Genomic DNA, 15,166 nt, shown 5'->3' with positions numbered 1-15,166 from the left:
ATACTCACGAGGAGAATGGTAATGCAACGATTCCGCACAGTCGTCGCGGCGGTGACCCTGGCCGTCGCCGCGGCGGCGTCCCTGACCGCCTGCGGTGACGACGCCGACGAGGGCGCCAGCGGTGCCAAGGTGCTCAAGCTCTGGCACTACGAGGGCGAGACCAGCGCCATGGGCGTGGCGTGGGACAAGGCGATCGAGGTCTTCAAGCAGGAGCACCCGGGCGTCGAGGTGCGCTTCGAGCGCAAGGCGTTCGAGCAGATCCAGCAGAACGCCGGGATGATCATCAACTCGTCCGAGGGCCCGGACGTGATGGAGTACAACAAGGGCAACGCCACCGCCGGCCTGCTGTCCAAGCAGGGCCTGCTCACCGACCTCACGGCCGAGGCGACCAAGCGCGGCTGGGACAAGGCGCTCAGCCCGAGCCTGCAGACCACCGCCAAGTACGACGACAAGGGCGTGATGGGATCCGGCAACTGGTACGGCGTGCCCAACTACGGCGAGTACGTGATGGTCTACTACAACAAGGACCTGTTCGACCGCAACGGCGTCAAGGTCCCGACGACGCTCGACGAGCTGACCGCCGCGATGGACACGTTCGTCGCCAAGGGCATCACCCCGCTGGGCACCGCCGGTGCCGAGTACCCGGCCGGGCAGCTGTTCTACCAGCTCGCGCTCGCCAAGGCCGACCGGGCGTTCGTCGACAACTACCAGCTCTACAAGAACCCGGTCGACTTCAAGGCCGACCCGCTCAAGTACGGCGCGGACACGTTCGCCGAGTGGGTGAAGAAGGGCTACGTCGGCAAGGGCACCGCCAGCGCCAAGGCCGAGGACATGGGCACGGCGTTCATCGCCGGCAAGACCCCGATGATCGTCTCCGGGAGCTGGTGGTACGGCCGGTTCAAGGCCGAGATGAAGGCCAACTGGGACAGCTTCCTGTTCCCCGGCAACAAGCTGCACGCCGGCTCGTCCGGCAACATCTGGGTGGTCCCGGCGACCAGCAAGGCCAAGGACCTGGCGTACGACTTCATCGACATCACCATGCGCCCGGAGATCCAGGCCCTGATCGGCAACAACGGCGGCGTCCCGGTGGCCGCCGACCCGTCGAAGATCGCCGACCCGAAGGACAAGAAGCTGATCGAGAACTTCAACGCGATCAGCACCACCGACGGCCTGGCCTTCTACCCGGACTGGCCGGTCCCCGGCTACTACGACGTGCTGGTCTCCGGCTTCCAGGGCCTGATCAACCAGTCGAAGTCCCCCGACCAGGTGCTCGACGCGATCGCCAAGCCGTACGACGAGGGCGTCGCGGAGATCAAGCGCGGCTGACGAGGACGCCCGGCGGGCGCGCCCTGCGCGACGCGCCCGCCGGCGCACCGGAGGGACCATCATGGCTGCAACCGACGCCCTCGCCACCCGACGCCGGGGCGACACCGATCCGAAGGGCCGCCGGGGGCCGCGTCGCCGCGGCGACGCGGGCTACTGGCTCTACCTGCTCCCCGGCGCGGTGCTCTTCGCGCTGGTCATCGGCGGGCCGCTGCTGTTCACCGGCTATCTCTCGCTGACCCGCTGGTCCGGCATCGGCGACCCGACGTTCGTCGGGCTGGAGAACTACCAGCGCCTGCTCGACGACACCGTCTTCTGGCAGTCGTTCCGCAACACCCTCGCCATGATCGTGGCGATGGTCGTGGTGCCCACCGTCGTCGGCCTCGTGCTCGCGGCGGTGCTGTTCGACACCATCGGGCGGCGCTTCAAGTCGCGCACCGCCAACGCGCTGCGCGCCGCGTTCTACCTGCCGCAGGTCCTGCCGGTCGTGGTGGCCGGCATCGTGTGGGGCTGGATCCTGCGCCCCGACGGGGCCCTCAACGGGCTGCTCGACGCCGTCGGGCTGGGCGCGCTGTCGCACGACTGGCTCGGCGACCCCGACACCGCCCTGCCGGCGGTCATGGGCGTGATGATCTGGGTGCAGATCGGCTACCCGGTGGTCGTGTTCATGGCCGCGTTGCAGCGGGTCGACCCCGAACTGTACGAGGCGGCGGAGATCGACGGCGCGGGCTGGGCCCGCCGGTTCCGGGCGATCACCCTGCCGCAGATCCGGCCGGAGACGTTCGTCGTCGCCCTCACCTGCACCATCGCCGCGATGAAGGTGTTCGGGCCGATCTACGCGCTGACCCGGGGCGGCCCGGAGAACGCCACCAACGTGCCGTCGTACTTCGCGTACTACACGTTCTTCAAGAAACTCCAGGTCGGGTACGGGTCGGCGATCTCGACCGTGCTGACGCTGATCATCGTGGTGGTGGCGCTGCTGTTCATCCGCGCGCAGCACCGCGCCGAGCGACAGGACGGGAGCGCCTGATGTCCGTCACCCTCACCCCCGCCGAGGCCCCCGCGAAGACCGGCCGGGCCACTCCTGTTCGCGACCGGCACCACCGGGGCGTCGGCCGCTGGATCGTGCTGGCCGTGGTCACCGTCGGCGCCCTGGTCATGCTGGTGCCGTTCGTGTTCATGCTGCTCAACGCGTTCAAGACGCCCGGGCAGTACTCCACGGACGGGCCGCTGAGCTGGCCGTCGGAGTTCTACACCCAGGGCCTGCGCACCTACTGGACGCAGGTCGACTTCCCGCAGAAGCTGTGGAACTCCGCGCTCATCGCCGGCTCGGTCGCGGTGCTCGCGGTCGCCGTGTCGCTGCTCAACGCGTACGCGCTGGGCATCGGCCGGGTCCGGGGCCGGCTCTGGATCGTCGGGGCGTTCCTGCTGGCCAACATGCTGCCGCAGGAGTCCCTGGTCTACCCGCTCTACTACTTCGCCAAGGAGGTGGGCCTCTACAACACCCGGCTCGTCGTGATCATCATCTTCACGGTCATCCAGAGCGCGTTCGGCACGTACCTGCTGGCCTCGGTGCTCGGCACGTTCCCCAAGAGCCTGCTGGAGGCGGCGGCGCTGGACGGGTCCGGCAAGTGGACGATCCTGTGGCGGGTCGTCCTGCCCAACGTCCGGCCCACCCTCGCCGTGCTGCTGGTCTTCTTCTTCATCTGGACCTGGAACGAGTTCCTCATCCCGCTGGTGATGCTCATCGACAACCAGACCCAGACCATCCCGGTGGCCCTCGCGTCGTTGCAGGGCGACCGGCTGATGGACGCCCCCACCACCAACGCCGGGGCGCTGATCAGCCTCGTCCCGGCGATCGTGTTCTTCCTCATCTTCCAGCGCACGCTGAGCCGCGGCATCACGGTAGGAGCCGAGAAGTGAAGTTCACCGACGGGTACTGGCAACTGCGTCCGGGGGTCACCGTGCTGCGCCCCGGCACAGTCGAATCGGTGGAGCCGGACGAACGCGGCTTCACCGTCTTCGCGCCGACCGGTCAGATCACCGGGCGGGGCGACACCCTCAACCGCCCGGTCGTCACCGTGCAGTTCTTCTCCCCCGCCCCCGGCGTGATCGGGGTGACCGTCGGGCACCACAGCGGCGGGCTGCCGAAGCAGCCGCGCTTCGCCCTCGCGGCCGGCGACGACCACCCCGTCACCGTCGAGGTCACCGGCGTCAGCGCCGCCCTGACCACCGGCGAGCTGACCGCCCGCGTCACGCTGGTCGACCGGTGGCGGGTCGACTTCCTGCGCGGCGACCGCCTGGTCACCTCGTCCACCGAGCGCAGCGTCGGCGTCGTCACCGACGGCGAGGGCCGCCACTTCGTCCACGACCGGCTGGCGCTGGGCGTCGGGGAGACGATCTACGGCCTCGGCGAGCGGTTCGGCCCGTTCGTCAAGAACGGCCAGACCGTCGACATCTGGAACGCCGACGGCGGCACCGCCAGCGAGCAGGCGTACAAGAACGTGCCGTTCTATCTCAGCAGCGCCGGCTACGGCGTCTTCGTCGACCACCCCGAGCACGTGTCGTTCGAGGTCGGCTCGGAGGTCGTCTCGCAGGCCCAGTTCAGCGTCGAGGGGCAGTCGCTGACCTACTACCTGATCGACGGGCCCACCCCGAAGGACGTGCTGCGCCGCTACACCGCGCTCACCGGCCGCCCGGCCCGCGTCCCGGCCTGGTCGTACGGGCTGTGGCTGTCGACGTCGTTCACCACGTCGTACGACGAGAAGACCGTCACCGAGTTCATCGACGGGATGGCCGAGCGGGACCTGCCGCTGTCGGTGTTCCACTTCGACTGCTTCTGGATGCGGCAGTTCCACTGGGTCGACTTCGTGTGGGACCCGGCGACCTTCCCCGACCCGGAGGGGATGCTGCGCCGGCTGCACGAGCGCGGCCTGAAGGTGTGCGTGTGGATCAACCCGTACATCGCCCAGCGCTCCTACCTGTTCGAGGAGGGCCGCCAGGCCGGCTACCTGGTGCGCAACCCCGACGGGTCGGTCTGGCAGTGGGACAAGTGGCAGGCCGGCATGGCGCTCGTCGACTTCACCAACCCCGACGCGGTGGCCTGGTTCAACAGCAAGCTCAAGGTGCTGCTCGACATGGGCGTCGACTGCTTCAAGACCGACTTCGGCGAGCGCATCCCCACCGAGGTGGTCTGGCACGACGGGTCGGACCCGCAGCGGATGCACAACTACTACGCCTACCTCTACAACAAGGCCGTCTTCGAGCTGCTGGAGGCCGAGCGCGGCGTCGGCGAGGCGGTCGTGTTCGCCCGGTCGGCCACGGCCGGCGGGCAGCAGTTCCCGGTGCACTGGGGCGGCGACTGCGAGTCGACATTCGTGGCGATGGCCGAGTCGCTGCGCGGCGGGCTGTCGCTGTCGGCGTCCGGGTTCGGCTACTGGAGCCACGACATCGGCGGCTTCGAGGGCACCCCCGACCCGGCCGTGTTCAAGCGGTGGATCGCGTTCGGGCTGCTCTCCTCGCACTCGCGGCTGCACGGCTCCGGCTCGTACCGGGTGCCGTGGGCGTACGACGACGAGGCCGTGGAGGTGCTGCGCCACTTCACCCGGCTCAAGCTGAGCCTGATGCCCTACCTGGCGGCGGCGGCCGAGGAGGCGCACCGCGACGGGGTGCCGGTGATGCGGCCGATGATCGTGGAGTTCCCGGACGACCCGATGGCCGCGTACCTCGACCGGCAGTACATGCTCGGCCCCGACGTGCTGGTCGCGCCCGTGATGAGCCCCGACGGGGAGGTCACCTACTACGTGCCCGCCGGCACCTGGACCAACCTGGTCAGCGGCGCGCAGCTCACCGGGCCGGCGTGGGTGACCGAGAAGCACGACTACGACAGCCTGCCGGTGCTCGCCCGCCCCGGTGCGGTGATCCCGTTCGGCGCGACGCACGACCGGCCCGACTACGAGTGGGCCGACGGCGTGCGGCTGCGGCTGTTCGCGCCCGTCGAGGGCCAGCGGACGCGGGTGCGGATCCCGTCGCCCGGCGGCGGTCCGGGGGCCGAGTTCGAGGTGCGGTACGACGGCGGGACCGCCGCCGTGGACGTGGTGGCCGGCGCGTCGTCCGGCTACGACTGTGACGTGGTGGGATCAGGGTCGCCGGGCGGCGACGTGCTGGAAACGGGGGCGAACCGGTGACGCGAGTGTTTCCCGAGGGCTTCGTGTGGGGCTCGGCCACGGCGTCGTACCAGATCGAGGGCGCGGCCACCGAGGACGGGCGGGGCCCGTCGATCTGGGACACCTACAGCCACACCCCCGGCCGCACCCTGAACGGGGACACCGGCGACGTGGCCGCCGACCACTACCACCGCTGGGCCGAGGACCTGGGGCACATCGCCGAGCTGGGGCTGTCGGCGTACCGGTTCTCGATCTCCTGGCCCCGGGTGCAGCCCGGCGGCTCCGGGGCGTTCAACCGGGCCGGGCTGGACTTCTACTCCCGGCTCGTCGACGGGCTGCTGGAGCGGGGCGTGCGGCCGGTGGCCACCATGTACCACTGGGACCTGCCGCAGGAGCTGGAGGACGCCGGCGGCTGGCCGGCGCGGGACACCGCGCTGCGGTTCCAGGAGTACGCGGCCGGCATCGTGGCGGCGCTCGGCGACCGGGTGCACACCTGGACGACGTTCAACGAGCCGTGGTGCTCGGCGTACCTCGGCTACGGCTCCGGGGTGCACGCGCCGGGCCGCACCGAGCCGGCCGGGGCGCTGGCCGCCGTACACCATCTCAACCTCGCCCACGGCCTCGCCGGCCGGGTGGTGCGCGAGCTGGCGCCGGCGGCGGAGCTGTCGGTGACGCTGAACCTGCACGTGGTCCGGCCGGCGTCGGGCTCGGCCGCCGACGCCGACGCGGTGCGCCGCATCGACGCGCTGGCCAACCGGGCGTTCCTCGGGCCGCTGCTCGACGGGGCGTACCCGGCGGACCTGCTCGCCGACACCGCGAAGGTGACCGACTGGTCGTTCGTGCGCGACGGCGACGAGCGCACGATCGCGGTGCCGCTGGACGTGCTCGGGGTCAACTACTACTCGACCACCCTGGTGCGGGCCTGGGACGGCGTCTCGGCCCGCTCGGACAACGACGGGCACGGCAGCTCGGCGCACACCCCGTGGGTCGGCGCCGACGACGTGGACTTCCTGCCGCAGCCGGGCCCGTACACGGCGATGGGCTGGAACATCGAGCCCGCCGGCCTGACCGAGCTGCTGCTGCGGCTGCACCGGGAGCACCCCGGCCTGCCGCTGATGATCACCGAGAACGGCGCGGCGTTCGACGACGTGGTCACCCCCGACGGCCGGGTCCACGACGAGCGGCGGCTGGACTACCTGTACCGGCACATCGACGCGGTCGGCGCGGCCATGGACGCGGGCGCGGACGTGCGCGGCTACTTCGTCTGGTCGCTGCTGGACAACTTCGAGTGGGCGTGGGGCTACGACCGCCGCTTCGGCATCATCCGCGTCGACTACGACACGCAGGAGCGGATCTGGAAGGACAGCGCCCACTGGTACCGGGCCCTGACCGCCACGGGTCGGCTGGAGCCGCCGGCCGGCGAGTGAGCTGTGCCCGCCGGGGCTGCTCGTCCGTCGTTCGGGCGAGCAGCCCCGGCGCGTTTGCGGCCGGCGGCACCGGCGCGGCGACGCCGTGTCAGGCGAGGGAGGTCAGGTAGAAGTCCCGGATGTCCCCGGCGAGCAGCTCCGGCACCTCCATCGCGGCGAAGTGGCCCCCGCGCTCGAACTCCGACCAGTGCCGGATGTCGTAGAGCCGCTCGGCCAGCGGTCGCACCGACTGCGTGATGTCGTGCGGGAACACGGCCACCCCCACCGGCACCGGGCACGGCGCGATCCGACGCGGGGCCTCGCGGTGCAGTCGCGCCGAGGAGGCCGCGGTGGCGGTCAGCCAGTACAGCGAGACGTCGGTGAGCATCCGCTCGTCGCTGACGGGCGAGCGGGGGTCCGTCCACTGCGCGAAGCGCTCGGCGATCCAGGCCAGCTGGCCGACGGGCGAGTCGGTCAGCGCGTAGCCGATGGTCTGCGGGGTGGCGGCCTGCAGCGCCTGGAACGGCGGCCGGTTCGCCATCAGCTGCCTGACCTTGTCCAGCCGGGCCTCGTCCGTCTCGGACAGGTGGATGTCGGCGTCCGGCAGCGGCCGGGTCGGCAGGTAGTTGACGTGCACCCCGACGACCCGTTCGGGTGCCACCGCGCCGAGCGCCAACGAGATGCCCGAGCCGAAGTCGCCACCCTGCGCGCCGTAGCGCTCGTAGCCGAGACGGCGCATCAGCTCGGCCCAGGCCCGCGCGACCCGGACGACGTCCCAGCCGCGCTCGTGGGTCGGCCCGGAGAAGCCGAAGCCCGGAATGGACGGGATCACCAGGTGGAAGTCGCGCGACAGCGGCTCGATCACGTCGAGGAACTCCAGGAACGAGCCGGGCCAGCCGTGGGTGAGGATCAGCGCGAGCGCGTCCGGCTTTGCCGACCTGACGTGGACGAAGTGGACGTTCTGGCCGTCGATCTCGGTGGTGAGGTGCGGAAGCTCATTGAGCCGGGCCTCCTGCGCGCGCCAGTCGTAGCGGGTGCGCCAGTGTTCGACCAGTTCCTTCAGCCGCGCCTGCGGGAAGCCGTAGTCCCACCCGGCGTCGGCGACCTCGTTGGGCCACCGGGTGCGGCCGAGCCGGTCGTCGAGGTCGTCGAGAGCGGCCTGGGGGACGTCGATGCGGAACGGCTTGATCATGGCCTTGACTCCAGGGATATTCGTTTGGTGCTCTAACGTTTGCGCGACTAACGATACCGATATCGTTAGTGTGCCCAACGATTTGTTAGGGTTGTCACATGGAGAAGCCAGCCGACAGTGCGCCCGCCAGCTGGGAGAGCCTGCCCAGCTGGCTGCTCACCCAGACCGCCGGCCACGCGCAGCGCCTGGTGGGCGACGCGTTCTCCGCCGCCCAGGCCCGCGGCTACCACTACCGCCTGCTGGCGACGCTTGAGGAGTTCGGTCCCGCCAGCCAGGCCACGCTGGGCCGCCGCAGCGGCATCCACCTCAGCGACATGGTGGCGGCGGTCAACGAACTCGCCGAGCGCAGGCTGGTCGAGCGCGCCCCGGACCCGTCCGACCGTCGGCGCAACATCATCTCGTTGACCGCGGCGGGCAGGCTGCAGCTGCGGCGGCTGGAGAGGCGCCTGGCCGAATGCCAGGACGAGCTGCTGGCCCCGCTGTCAGCCGGGGAGCGCCAGCGACTGACCGAGCTGCTGTCCAAGCTGCTGGACCACCACCACCGACGCGCCGGCGACGCATGATGATCGTCTGCTGTTTCTGGAGAACCCGCCCGGCGTGTCGTCTCCTGAATCAGCAGACGATCACGCGATAGCCGGCCCGGCCATCGCCGCGAGGCGGCGGGCGAGCCGGGCGAGGGCCTGCCGCAGCTCCGCCGGCTCCAGCACCTCCGCCTCGAAGCCGAGCCGGGCCACGTGCAGGGCGAGCCAGTCGAGGTCGTCCCCACCGACGACGAGCACGCACCAGCCGTCGCGGCCGCCCTCGACCCGCCCCACCTGCGGCGGCACCAGCGCCCGCAGCGCGTCCGGCGGGGCGTGCACCCGCACCCGTGCGAGGTGCCGGTACGGTGCCTCGGCCACGGCCCGCCGCACGTGGGCGACCGGGTCGGGGTGCTCCCGCGCCCGGAAGCGCCACGTCGTCGCCGTCGTCTGGCGCATCCGGTCCAGCCGGAACGTGCGCCAGTCGCCGCGGTCGACGTCCCAGGCCATCAGATACCACCGGCGGCCCGTGGTGACCATCCGCACCGGCTCGACCGTGCGCTCGCTCTCCGCGCCGTCGCGGCCGGCGTAACGGAACCGCACCCGCACGGCGTCGCGGCAGGCCCGCGCGAGGGTCACCAGCAGCTCCGCGTCGATCTCGACCCCGGGGCCGACCAGGGTGTCGGTGGCGGCGTGCACCGCCCGCACCTCGGCGCGCAGCCGCGCGGGCAGCACCTGGTCGAGCTTGGCCAGCGCCCGCAGTGCCGCCTCCTGCGCCCCGGCGACCGTGCCACCCGAGGCCAGCCGCAGGGACACCGCCGTCGCGATCGCCTCCTCGTCGTCGAGCAGCAGCGGCGGCAGCCGGGTGCCAGCGCCGAGCCGGTAGCCGCCGCCGACGCCCGCCGCCGCGTGCACCGGGTAGCCGAGCGCGCGCAGCCGCTGCACGTCGCGGCGCACCGAGCGGTCGGTGACCCGCAGCTCGGCGGCGATCTCGGCGGCGGTCCAGGACGGTCGCCGCTGCAGCAGCGCCAGCAGCCGCAGCACCCGCTCGGTCGTCGCCTCGACGGTCACCCGTCGATCGTTGCACAGGTCTAGGAACGAACCTGTCCGCGATATGCCGGAGGCTGGCACCATGACCGACGTTCAGATCACGTTCGACTGCGCCGATCCGGCCGCGCTGGCGGCCTTCTGGGCCGAGGCCCTCGGCCATCAGGTGCAGGCCCCGCCGCCCGGCTTCGAGTCGTGGGAGCAGGCGCTGGAGGCGATGGGCGTGCCGCCCGAGCGCCGCAACTCCGCCTCGGCGGTGGTCGACCCCGCCGGCGCCGCGCCGCGGCTGTTCTTCCAGCGGGTGCCGGAGCCCAAGCAGGTCAAGAACCGGGTGCACCTCGACGTACGGGCCGCGCCGGGGCTGGTCGGCGACGCGCGGATGGCGGCCCTGGAGGCGGCGGCCGAGCGGCTCGTCTCGCTCGGCGCGACCCGGCTGCGCCGCCACGAGCCCGCCGCACCGCTCGACGCGGGGCACATCGTCATGGCCGACCCCGAGGGCAACGAGTTCTGCCTCGACTGACTCGACTGATCGCCCCGACCGAGGGGCCGCGCCACTCGCAGCTCGACCACGCTGCGCAACGATCGCTGGCGTCTGGGCGCAGGCCCGGCGGCGTGACTCTTCGTCACACCCCCTCGACCCCACTCGACATCCCGCACCCCCTTTGCTCTGCACCCAGATACGCAGCACCGGGGATAAGGTGGCGACATTCAACGATCCGAATAAAAGGGGGCATCCGGCGGTCGACCACGTCGCGTGCCTGTTGCGCATCCGGGTGCAGAGCAAAGGGGGACAGAAAGGGAGCGCGGGCGGGCGAGTGCGATCGCGTGGTGTGATGCTCCTGGGCGGCGGCGTGTTGGTGGGGGGCCGGCTGCGGTCAGGGCACCGCAGGCGGGGACGATGTCGCCCTGCGCTCGCTGCGGCACGAGAACGGAGCTGGTCGCCGCTACGGCGGTGTCGTGTTTCACGAGCGGCCCCGAGGACATCGCGCACCTGCCCGGCACCTCGGAGGGCGGAGTCGCTCTGAATCTTGGACGGTTCCTGTCACCAGCGAGCAGTAACCGTCCAGGAATCGACCACAGGAACGCCGCTACGCGCCGACGCGCTGGGGCGGGACGGTCAGCCCGTACAGGGCCATCAGCTCCGGGGTGTCGACGCGGCTGCCGTCGGCCACCGAGTCGCAGGAGATGTCGACGATCTGGTCCTTGTGCGCCAGCAGGTAGGGCCGGGCCCCGACGTCGGCGCTGGCCAGGGTGGCGATGCCGGACCAGTGCCGGCGGCCGAACAGCATCGGGTAGCCGCGCAGCCCGTCGTAGGTGGCGCAGACCAGCACGTCGGGGTACGGCAACGCGGCCACCCGCCGCACGGCCGCCGGGGTGAGCCCCGGCATGTCCACCGGGACCACGACCACCGCCTCGATCCGCTGGTCGGTCAGCGCCGCGAGGCCGGCCCGGATCGACGAGCCGACGCCGGTGCCCCAGGCGCGGTTGACCACCACCGTGGCCCGGGTCAGGTCGGCGGTCTGCCGCACCTGGTCGGCCGCCGCGCCCAGCACCACCACGATCTGCGCGCAGCCCGCCTCGGTCATCGTGTCGATCATCCGGTCCACCAGGGGTTGGTCACCCTGGTGGAGCAACGCCTCGGGGCCACCGAGGCGGCGTCCCCCGCCCGCCGCGATGATCATTCCTGCGATACGCACACCGGGTGCAACGAGCACCCCCGCAATGAGTGTCGGGGCGAAAAGGATATTTGCCGCACTCTGGGTGCGGGGCGGGGCACCGTCGGCCGCTTCGGGTCGGCCAGCCAGCCGCTGCGCGTCGTCGTGCTGCCGCTTCCGGCCAGGTCAGGCGTCCGCGTAGCAGTCCACGACCGACAGGTCCAGCGGGAACCGGACCGGGGTGTCGCCGAACAGCAGGGCGGTGGCCCGCGCGCCGCTGGCGCGGACCGCCTCGGCCACCGCGTCGGCCTGCCCGGCCGGGCAGTGCACGATCACCTCGTCGTGCTGGAAGAAGACCAACTCGGCGTCGCTGCCGGCCAGCGCCGTGCGCAGCGTGGCCAGCAACGTGGACGCCCACTCGGCGGCGGTGGCCTGGATGACGAAGTTGCGGGTGAACCGCCCCCGGGACCGGGCCGCCCGCGCCCGGGGGCCCTGCGGGTCGGCCGCCGCCTCCAGGTCGACCCCCGCGTCGTCGCCGTCGGTGAAACCGGCCGTGCCGGGCGGGCAGGTGCGCCCCAGCCAGGAGCGCACCAGGCCACCGGCCTCGCCGGTGCGCGCCGCCGCCTCCACGTACGCGAAGGCGGTCGGATAGTTGCGGCGCAGCACCGCGAGGGCGGGGACGGCCATCCCGCCGGTCTGCCCGTACATGGCGCCGAGCAGGGCCACCTTGGCCCGGGGCCGGTCGCCGCCGAACGAGTCCCGGGCCAGGGCGGCGTAGAGGTCGCCCGCCCCGCCTGCGGCGGCCAGCCGGGCATCGCCGGAGACCGCCGCGAGCACCCTCGGCTCCAGCTGGCCGGCGTCGGCGACGACGAGCCGCCAACCCGGGTCGGCCACCACCGCCCGCCGGATCACCTTGGGGATCTGCAACGCGCCGCCGCCCCGGGTGGCCCACCGGCCGGAGACGACGCCGCCGGGGACGTACTCCGGGTGGAACCGGCCGTCGCGCACCCAGGCGTCGCGCCAGGCCCAGCCGTGCGCCGTCCAGATCCGGTAGAGCTCCTTGTGCTCCAGCACCAGCGGCACGGCCGGGTGGTCGACGCCGCGCAGCACCCAGGCCCGGGTGTTGGGCAGCTCCACGCCAACGCGGGCGAACGCCCGCAGCAGCTCGGCCGGGGAGTCGGCGTGCACCTGGCGCAGGCCGAACGCCTCGGCGATGCGGGCGGTCAGCTCGGCCAACCGGCGGGGCGGGCCGCCGACCGGGGACGGCTCGCCGAGCAGCCCGGTGAGGATCTCGTCGTGCACCTCGGCCCGCCAGGGCAGGCCGGCCGCCCCCATCTCCGCCGCGATCAGCGCGCCGGCCGACTCGGCGGCCACCAGCAGCCGGAACCGGCCGGGATGGGCGGTGGCGGCCATGCGGTCGAGCTGGTCGGCGTACACCCGGGTCAGGGCCTCGACGCCGGGGCCCGGCGGACCGGGCAGGGTGTCGAAGAGCGCGCCCTGGCCGTGGCCGGGCGGCTCGGCCGCGCGGGGCGGCGGATCCGGCGGCACCGGCGCGCCGGTCAGCCGGGCCCACGCGGCGGCCGGCGAGCGGGGCTCGCCCCAGCGGCCGGCGTGCCCGAGCAGCAGCGACTCGGTCAGCTCGACGTCGTGGCAGCGGTCGAGCCGGACCCCGGCGCGCAGCAGCGCCGGGTAGACGCCTGCGCCGCTGCCCCAGACCCAGCGGGGGTGGGCGGCGGCCTCCCGGGCGGCGACGGCGGCGGCGAGGTCGGTGGCCTGCTCGGCCGGGCCGGTGGGACGGCCGGCCTGGTCGAGGGGCAGCAACGCTCCCCCGCCCCGGTCGTCCGCCTCCACCGCCACCAGCACGAACGCGATTCTGCCTGCACCGTACGACGCTCGGCGTGCGGCGGCTACTTGCTCACGCCGGCGGTCAGGCCGGACTGCACCTGGCGCTGGAACACGATGTAGACGATGAGCACCGGCAGCATCGCCATGGTCACCCCGGCGAACAGCCCGCTCCAGTCGCTCTTGTAGCCCTGGTTGACCGACAGCTCGATGAGCCCCTGGGCGATCACCTGGTTCTTCGGCTCCCCGGCGACCGACTGCATGAGCAGCGTCGGCAGGTACCACTGGTTCCACTGGCCGAGGACGTTGAAGATGCCGATGCTGATCAGGCCCGGCTTGGCCATCGGCAGCATGATGCTGAAGAACAACCGGCTGTGCGAGGCCCCGTCGACCATCGCGGCCTCGGCGATCGAGTCGGGCAGCGTCCGGAAGAACGAGTGCATGAAGAAGACCGTGAACGACAGCGACCAGGCGACGTACACCATGATCAGCATGAGGTGCCGGTTCGGGCCCAGCAGGGGCAGGACGATCCCCGTGTTGTAGACGCCCTTGAACAGCGGCACGGCGGCGAGATAGATGGGCAGGGTCAGGCCGGACAGGAACATGTAGTAGATCAGCCGGTTGCCGGGGAACTCGTAACGCGCCAGCACGTACGCGGCCATCGAGCCGAGCAGCATGGTCAGGAAGACGCTGCCGACCAGGACCAGCAGCGTGTTGAGGAAGAACGCGCCGAGGTGCCCCTCGCCCCAGGCGCGGGTGAAGTTGTCCCAGTGCAGCTCGTCGGGGATCAGCGACAGCGGCTCGCGGATGACCTCCGAGTCGTCCTTGAACGCCGACATCACCACCCACAGCAGCGGGTAGATCACCATCACGGCCCAGACCACCAGGAACAGGTGGGAGAAGCCGTTGAAGAAGCGTCCGCCCAGCTCCCGGCCGCGGCTGACGAGGCCCCGGCTCGGCGCGGGGCGGGGGGCCGGACGCCCGGGGCGGGCCCGCTCACCGGACGGGTGGGTCACCGTGCTCATCGTCGGGGTCTCCTCAGTACTCGATCCGCTCACGGCGGGTGATCCGGAGCTGGAGAGCGGCCAGCAGGATCGTGAAGATGGCCAGCGCCACGCCCATCGCGCAGGCGTAGCCGAACTGCCCCTTCTGGAACGCGGTGAAGTTGAGCACCGACGCGAAGATCTCGCTGGCGTGGTTCGGCCCGCCCTGGCTCGGGGTCATGACGAAGACCAGGGCGTACATGTCCAGCGCGATGAAGCCCAGGTAGACCCAGGCCACCGAGATGGTGTCCCGCAGCAGCGGCAGGGTGATCCGGAAGAACGTGTGGAACCGGCTGGCCCCGTCGAGGAGCGCCGCCTCGTAGATGTCCTTCGGGATCGACTGCATCGCCGCCGAGAAGAGCACCATGTAGAAGCCGGCCCCGCTCCACACGGCGATGAACAGCAGCCACCACAGCACCGCGGGCACGCCGAGGAACGGCTCGGGGTCGGCGGTGAAGCCGATCGGGTTGTCGGCGTCGACCAGACCGATCTTCATCAGCAGGCCGTTGATCAGGCCCTGGTTGTCCGAGCGGTAGATCTGCTGCCACATCACGGCGATCACCACGAGCGACAGGACCTGCGGGAAGAAGAAGATGACCTTGTAGAGCCCGGAGCCGAAGACCCCCCGGATGCCGGCCCTGTCCTCGCGTCCGCCCACGTTGAGCAGGAACGCGAGGAACAGGGCCAGCGCGATGGTGAACAGCGGCACGGTGACCAGGAAGAACACGTTGTGCCAGAACGCCTTCCTGATCAGCTCGTCGGAGAACAGCCGGACGTAGTTGTCCAGCCCGACGAACTCCTGCTTGTCGGAGTAGCCGCCCCAGTTGGTCAGCGAGTATCCGGCCGCCTGGGCGAAGGGCCACACCACGTAGAAGAGGTACAGCGCGACGGGGAGGGCCAGGAAGCCCGTGACGAAGCGCGCGACACCGTGCCGCATTCCACTCACTCTCTCGAACGGATCAGTGGGCCGCCAC

General features: G+C 71.7%; 13 protein-coding genes. 7 read left to right on the top strand and 6 right to left on the bottom strand.

Going from position 1 to position 15,166, the window contains the following annotated elements:
* Nucleotides 1-21 precede the first annotated feature (21 nt).
* The 5 genes from GA0070558_RS12400 to GA0070558_RS12380 all read left to right on the top strand — a co-directional run bounded on the left by GA0070558_RS12400 (nt 22) and on the right by GA0070558_RS12380 (nt 6,916).
* The gene (locus GA0070558_RS12400; RefSeq protein WP_091278685.1) at nt 22-1,326 is read left to right on the top strand and encodes an ABC transporter substrate-binding protein; all 1,305 of its coding nucleotides are present in this window, start codon (nt 22-24) and stop codon (nt 1,324-1,326) included.
* A 61-nt stretch (nt 1,327-1,387) separates the two neighbouring features.
* Nucleotides 1,388-2,353: a carbohydrate ABC transporter permease gene (locus tag GA0070558_RS12395; RefSeq protein ID WP_091278682.1), complete on the top strand. Its 966-nt coding sequence runs from the start codon at nt 1,388-1,390 to the stop codon at nt 2,351-2,353.
* Entirely contained in the window at nt 2,353-3,246 is an 894-nt protein-coding gene (locus GA0070558_RS12390; protein WP_077939258.1) for a carbohydrate ABC transporter permease, read from the top strand. The genes GA0070558_RS12395 and GA0070558_RS12390 overlap by 1 nt, the downstream gene beginning before the upstream one ends.
* Nucleotides 3,243-5,510 carry an alpha-xylosidase gene (gene yicI / locus GA0070558_RS12385; RefSeq protein WP_091278679.1) on the top strand — a complete coding sequence of 756 codons (2,268 nt, stop codon included), beginning with the start codon at nt 3,243-3,245 and terminating at the stop codon, nt 5,508-5,510. Before GA0070558_RS12390 ends, yicI begins: the two co-directional genes overlap by 4 nt.
* On the top strand, nt 5,507-6,916 hold the full coding sequence (locus tag GA0070558_RS12380; protein ID WP_091278676.1) for a GH1 family beta-glucosidase: 1,410 nt from the start codon (nt 5,507-5,509) through the stop codon (nt 6,914-6,916). The genes yicI and GA0070558_RS12380 overlap by 4 nt, the downstream gene beginning before the upstream one ends.
* Before the next feature lie 88 nt (nt 6,917-7,004).
* On the opposite strand, the gene GA0070558_RS12375 is transcribed toward GA0070558_RS12380, so the two are convergent.
* Nucleotides 7,005-8,087, bottom strand: a complete 1,083-nt coding sequence (locus tag GA0070558_RS12375) for an epoxide hydrolase family protein (RefSeq protein ID WP_091278674.1) — start codon at nt 8,085-8,087, stop codon at nt 7,005-7,007.
* Nucleotides 8,088-8,185: 98 nt separating this feature from the next.
* On the opposite strand from GA0070558_RS12375, the gene GA0070558_RS12370 reads away from it, so the two are divergent.
* The gene (locus GA0070558_RS12370; RefSeq protein WP_091278671.1) at nt 8,186-8,650 is read left to right on the top strand and encodes a MarR family winged helix-turn-helix transcriptional regulator; all 465 of its coding nucleotides are present in this window, start codon (nt 8,186-8,188) and stop codon (nt 8,648-8,650) included.
* Nucleotides 8,651-8,710: 60 nt separating this feature from the next.
* Here the strand turns inward: GA0070558_RS12370 and GA0070558_RS12365 are convergent, their stop codons facing one another.
* Nucleotides 8,711-9,676 carry a helix-turn-helix transcriptional regulator gene (locus GA0070558_RS12365; protein ID WP_176734193.1) on the bottom strand — a complete coding sequence of 322 codons (966 nt, stop codon included), beginning with the start codon at nt 9,674-9,676 and terminating at the stop codon, nt 8,711-8,713.
* A 61-nt stretch (nt 9,677-9,737) separates the two neighbouring features.
* Between GA0070558_RS12365 and GA0070558_RS12360 the strand changes: the two genes are divergently transcribed.
* Nucleotides 9,738-10,172 carry a VOC family protein gene (locus GA0070558_RS12360; RefSeq protein ID WP_077939263.1) on the top strand — a complete coding sequence of 145 codons (435 nt, stop codon included), beginning with the start codon at nt 9,738-9,740 and terminating at the stop codon, nt 10,170-10,172.
* A gap of 568 nt (nt 10,173-10,740) precedes the next feature.
* Here GA0070558_RS12360 and GA0070558_RS12355 read toward each other — a convergent pair.
* The 4 genes from GA0070558_RS12355 to GA0070558_RS12340 all read right to left on the bottom strand — a co-directional run bounded on the left by GA0070558_RS12355 (nt 10,741) and on the right by GA0070558_RS12340 (nt 15,129).
* Nucleotides 10,741-11,334 carry a nucleotidyltransferase family protein gene (locus GA0070558_RS12355; protein ID WP_074474259.1) on the bottom strand — a complete coding sequence of 198 codons (594 nt, stop codon included), beginning with the start codon at nt 11,332-11,334 and terminating at the stop codon, nt 10,741-10,743.
* Nucleotides 11,335-11,493: 159 nt separating this feature from the next.
* Nucleotides 11,494-13,179 carry a bifunctional 3'-5' exonuclease/DNA polymerase gene (locus GA0070558_RS12350; protein WP_439709590.1) on the bottom strand — a complete coding sequence of 562 codons (1,686 nt, stop codon included), beginning with the start codon at nt 13,177-13,179 and terminating at the stop codon, nt 11,494-11,496.
* A 35-nt stretch (nt 13,180-13,214) separates the two neighbouring features.
* Complete coding sequence (locus GA0070558_RS12345) at nt 13,215-14,174, bottom strand: carbohydrate ABC transporter permease (protein WP_091278662.1); 960 nt, start codon at nt 14,172-14,174, stop codon at nt 13,215-13,217.
* A 13-nt stretch (nt 14,175-14,187) separates the two neighbouring features.
* Nucleotides 14,188-15,129 (bottom strand): carbohydrate ABC transporter permease, encoded by a 942-nt coding sequence (locus GA0070558_RS12340; RefSeq protein ID WP_043967675.1) that lies wholly within the window; start codon nt 15,127-15,129, stop codon nt 14,188-14,190.
* Between the last annotated feature and the right edge of the window lie 37 nt (nt 15,130-15,166).

Origin of the sequence: Micromonospora haikouensis (assembly GCF_900091595.1) — a bacterium.
Lineage (GTDB): Bacteria > Actinomycetota > Actinomycetes > Mycobacteriales > Micromonosporaceae > Micromonospora > Micromonospora haikouensis.
The sequence above is the reverse complement of the archived record's forward strand: the minus strand, read 5'-3'. Positions and strand labels throughout refer to the sequence as shown.

Excerpts from the sequence above, each read along its gene's own strand:
- GA0070558_RS12375 (WP_091278674.1), bottom strand. The coding sequence starts at position 8,087 with ATGATCAAGCCGTTCCGCATCGACGTCCCCCAGGCCGCTCTCGACGAC.
- GA0070558_RS12345 (WP_091278662.1), bottom strand. The coding sequence starts at position 14,174 with ATGAGCACGGTGACCCACCCGTCCGGTGAGCGGGCCCGCCCCGGGCGT.
- GA0070558_RS12390 (WP_077939258.1), top strand. The coding sequence starts at position 2,353 with ATGTCCGTCACCCTCACCCCCGCCGAGGCCCCCGCGAAGACCGGCCGG.
- GA0070558_RS12400 (WP_091278685.1), top strand. The coding sequence starts at position 22 with ATGCAACGATTCCGCACAGTCGTCGCGGCGGTGACCCTGGCCGTCGCC.
- GA0070558_RS12355 (WP_074474259.1), bottom strand. The coding sequence starts at position 11,334 with ATGATCATCGCGGCGGGCGGGGGACGCCGCCTCGGTGGCCCCGAGGCG.
- GA0070558_RS12370 (WP_091278671.1), top strand. The coding sequence starts at position 8,186 with ATGGAGAAGCCAGCCGACAGTGCGCCCGCCAGCTGGGAGAGCCTGCCC.
- GA0070558_RS12360 (WP_077939263.1), top strand. The coding sequence starts at position 9,738 with ATGACCGACGTTCAGATCACGTTCGACTGCGCCGATCCGGCCGCGCTG.
- GA0070558_RS12395 (WP_091278682.1), top strand. The coding sequence starts at position 1,388 with ATGGCTGCAACCGACGCCCTCGCCACCCGACGCCGGGGCGACACCGAT.
- GA0070558_RS12340 (WP_043967675.1), bottom strand. The coding sequence starts at position 15,129 with ATGCGGCACGGTGTCGCGCGCTTCGTCACGGGCTTCCTGGCCCTCCCC.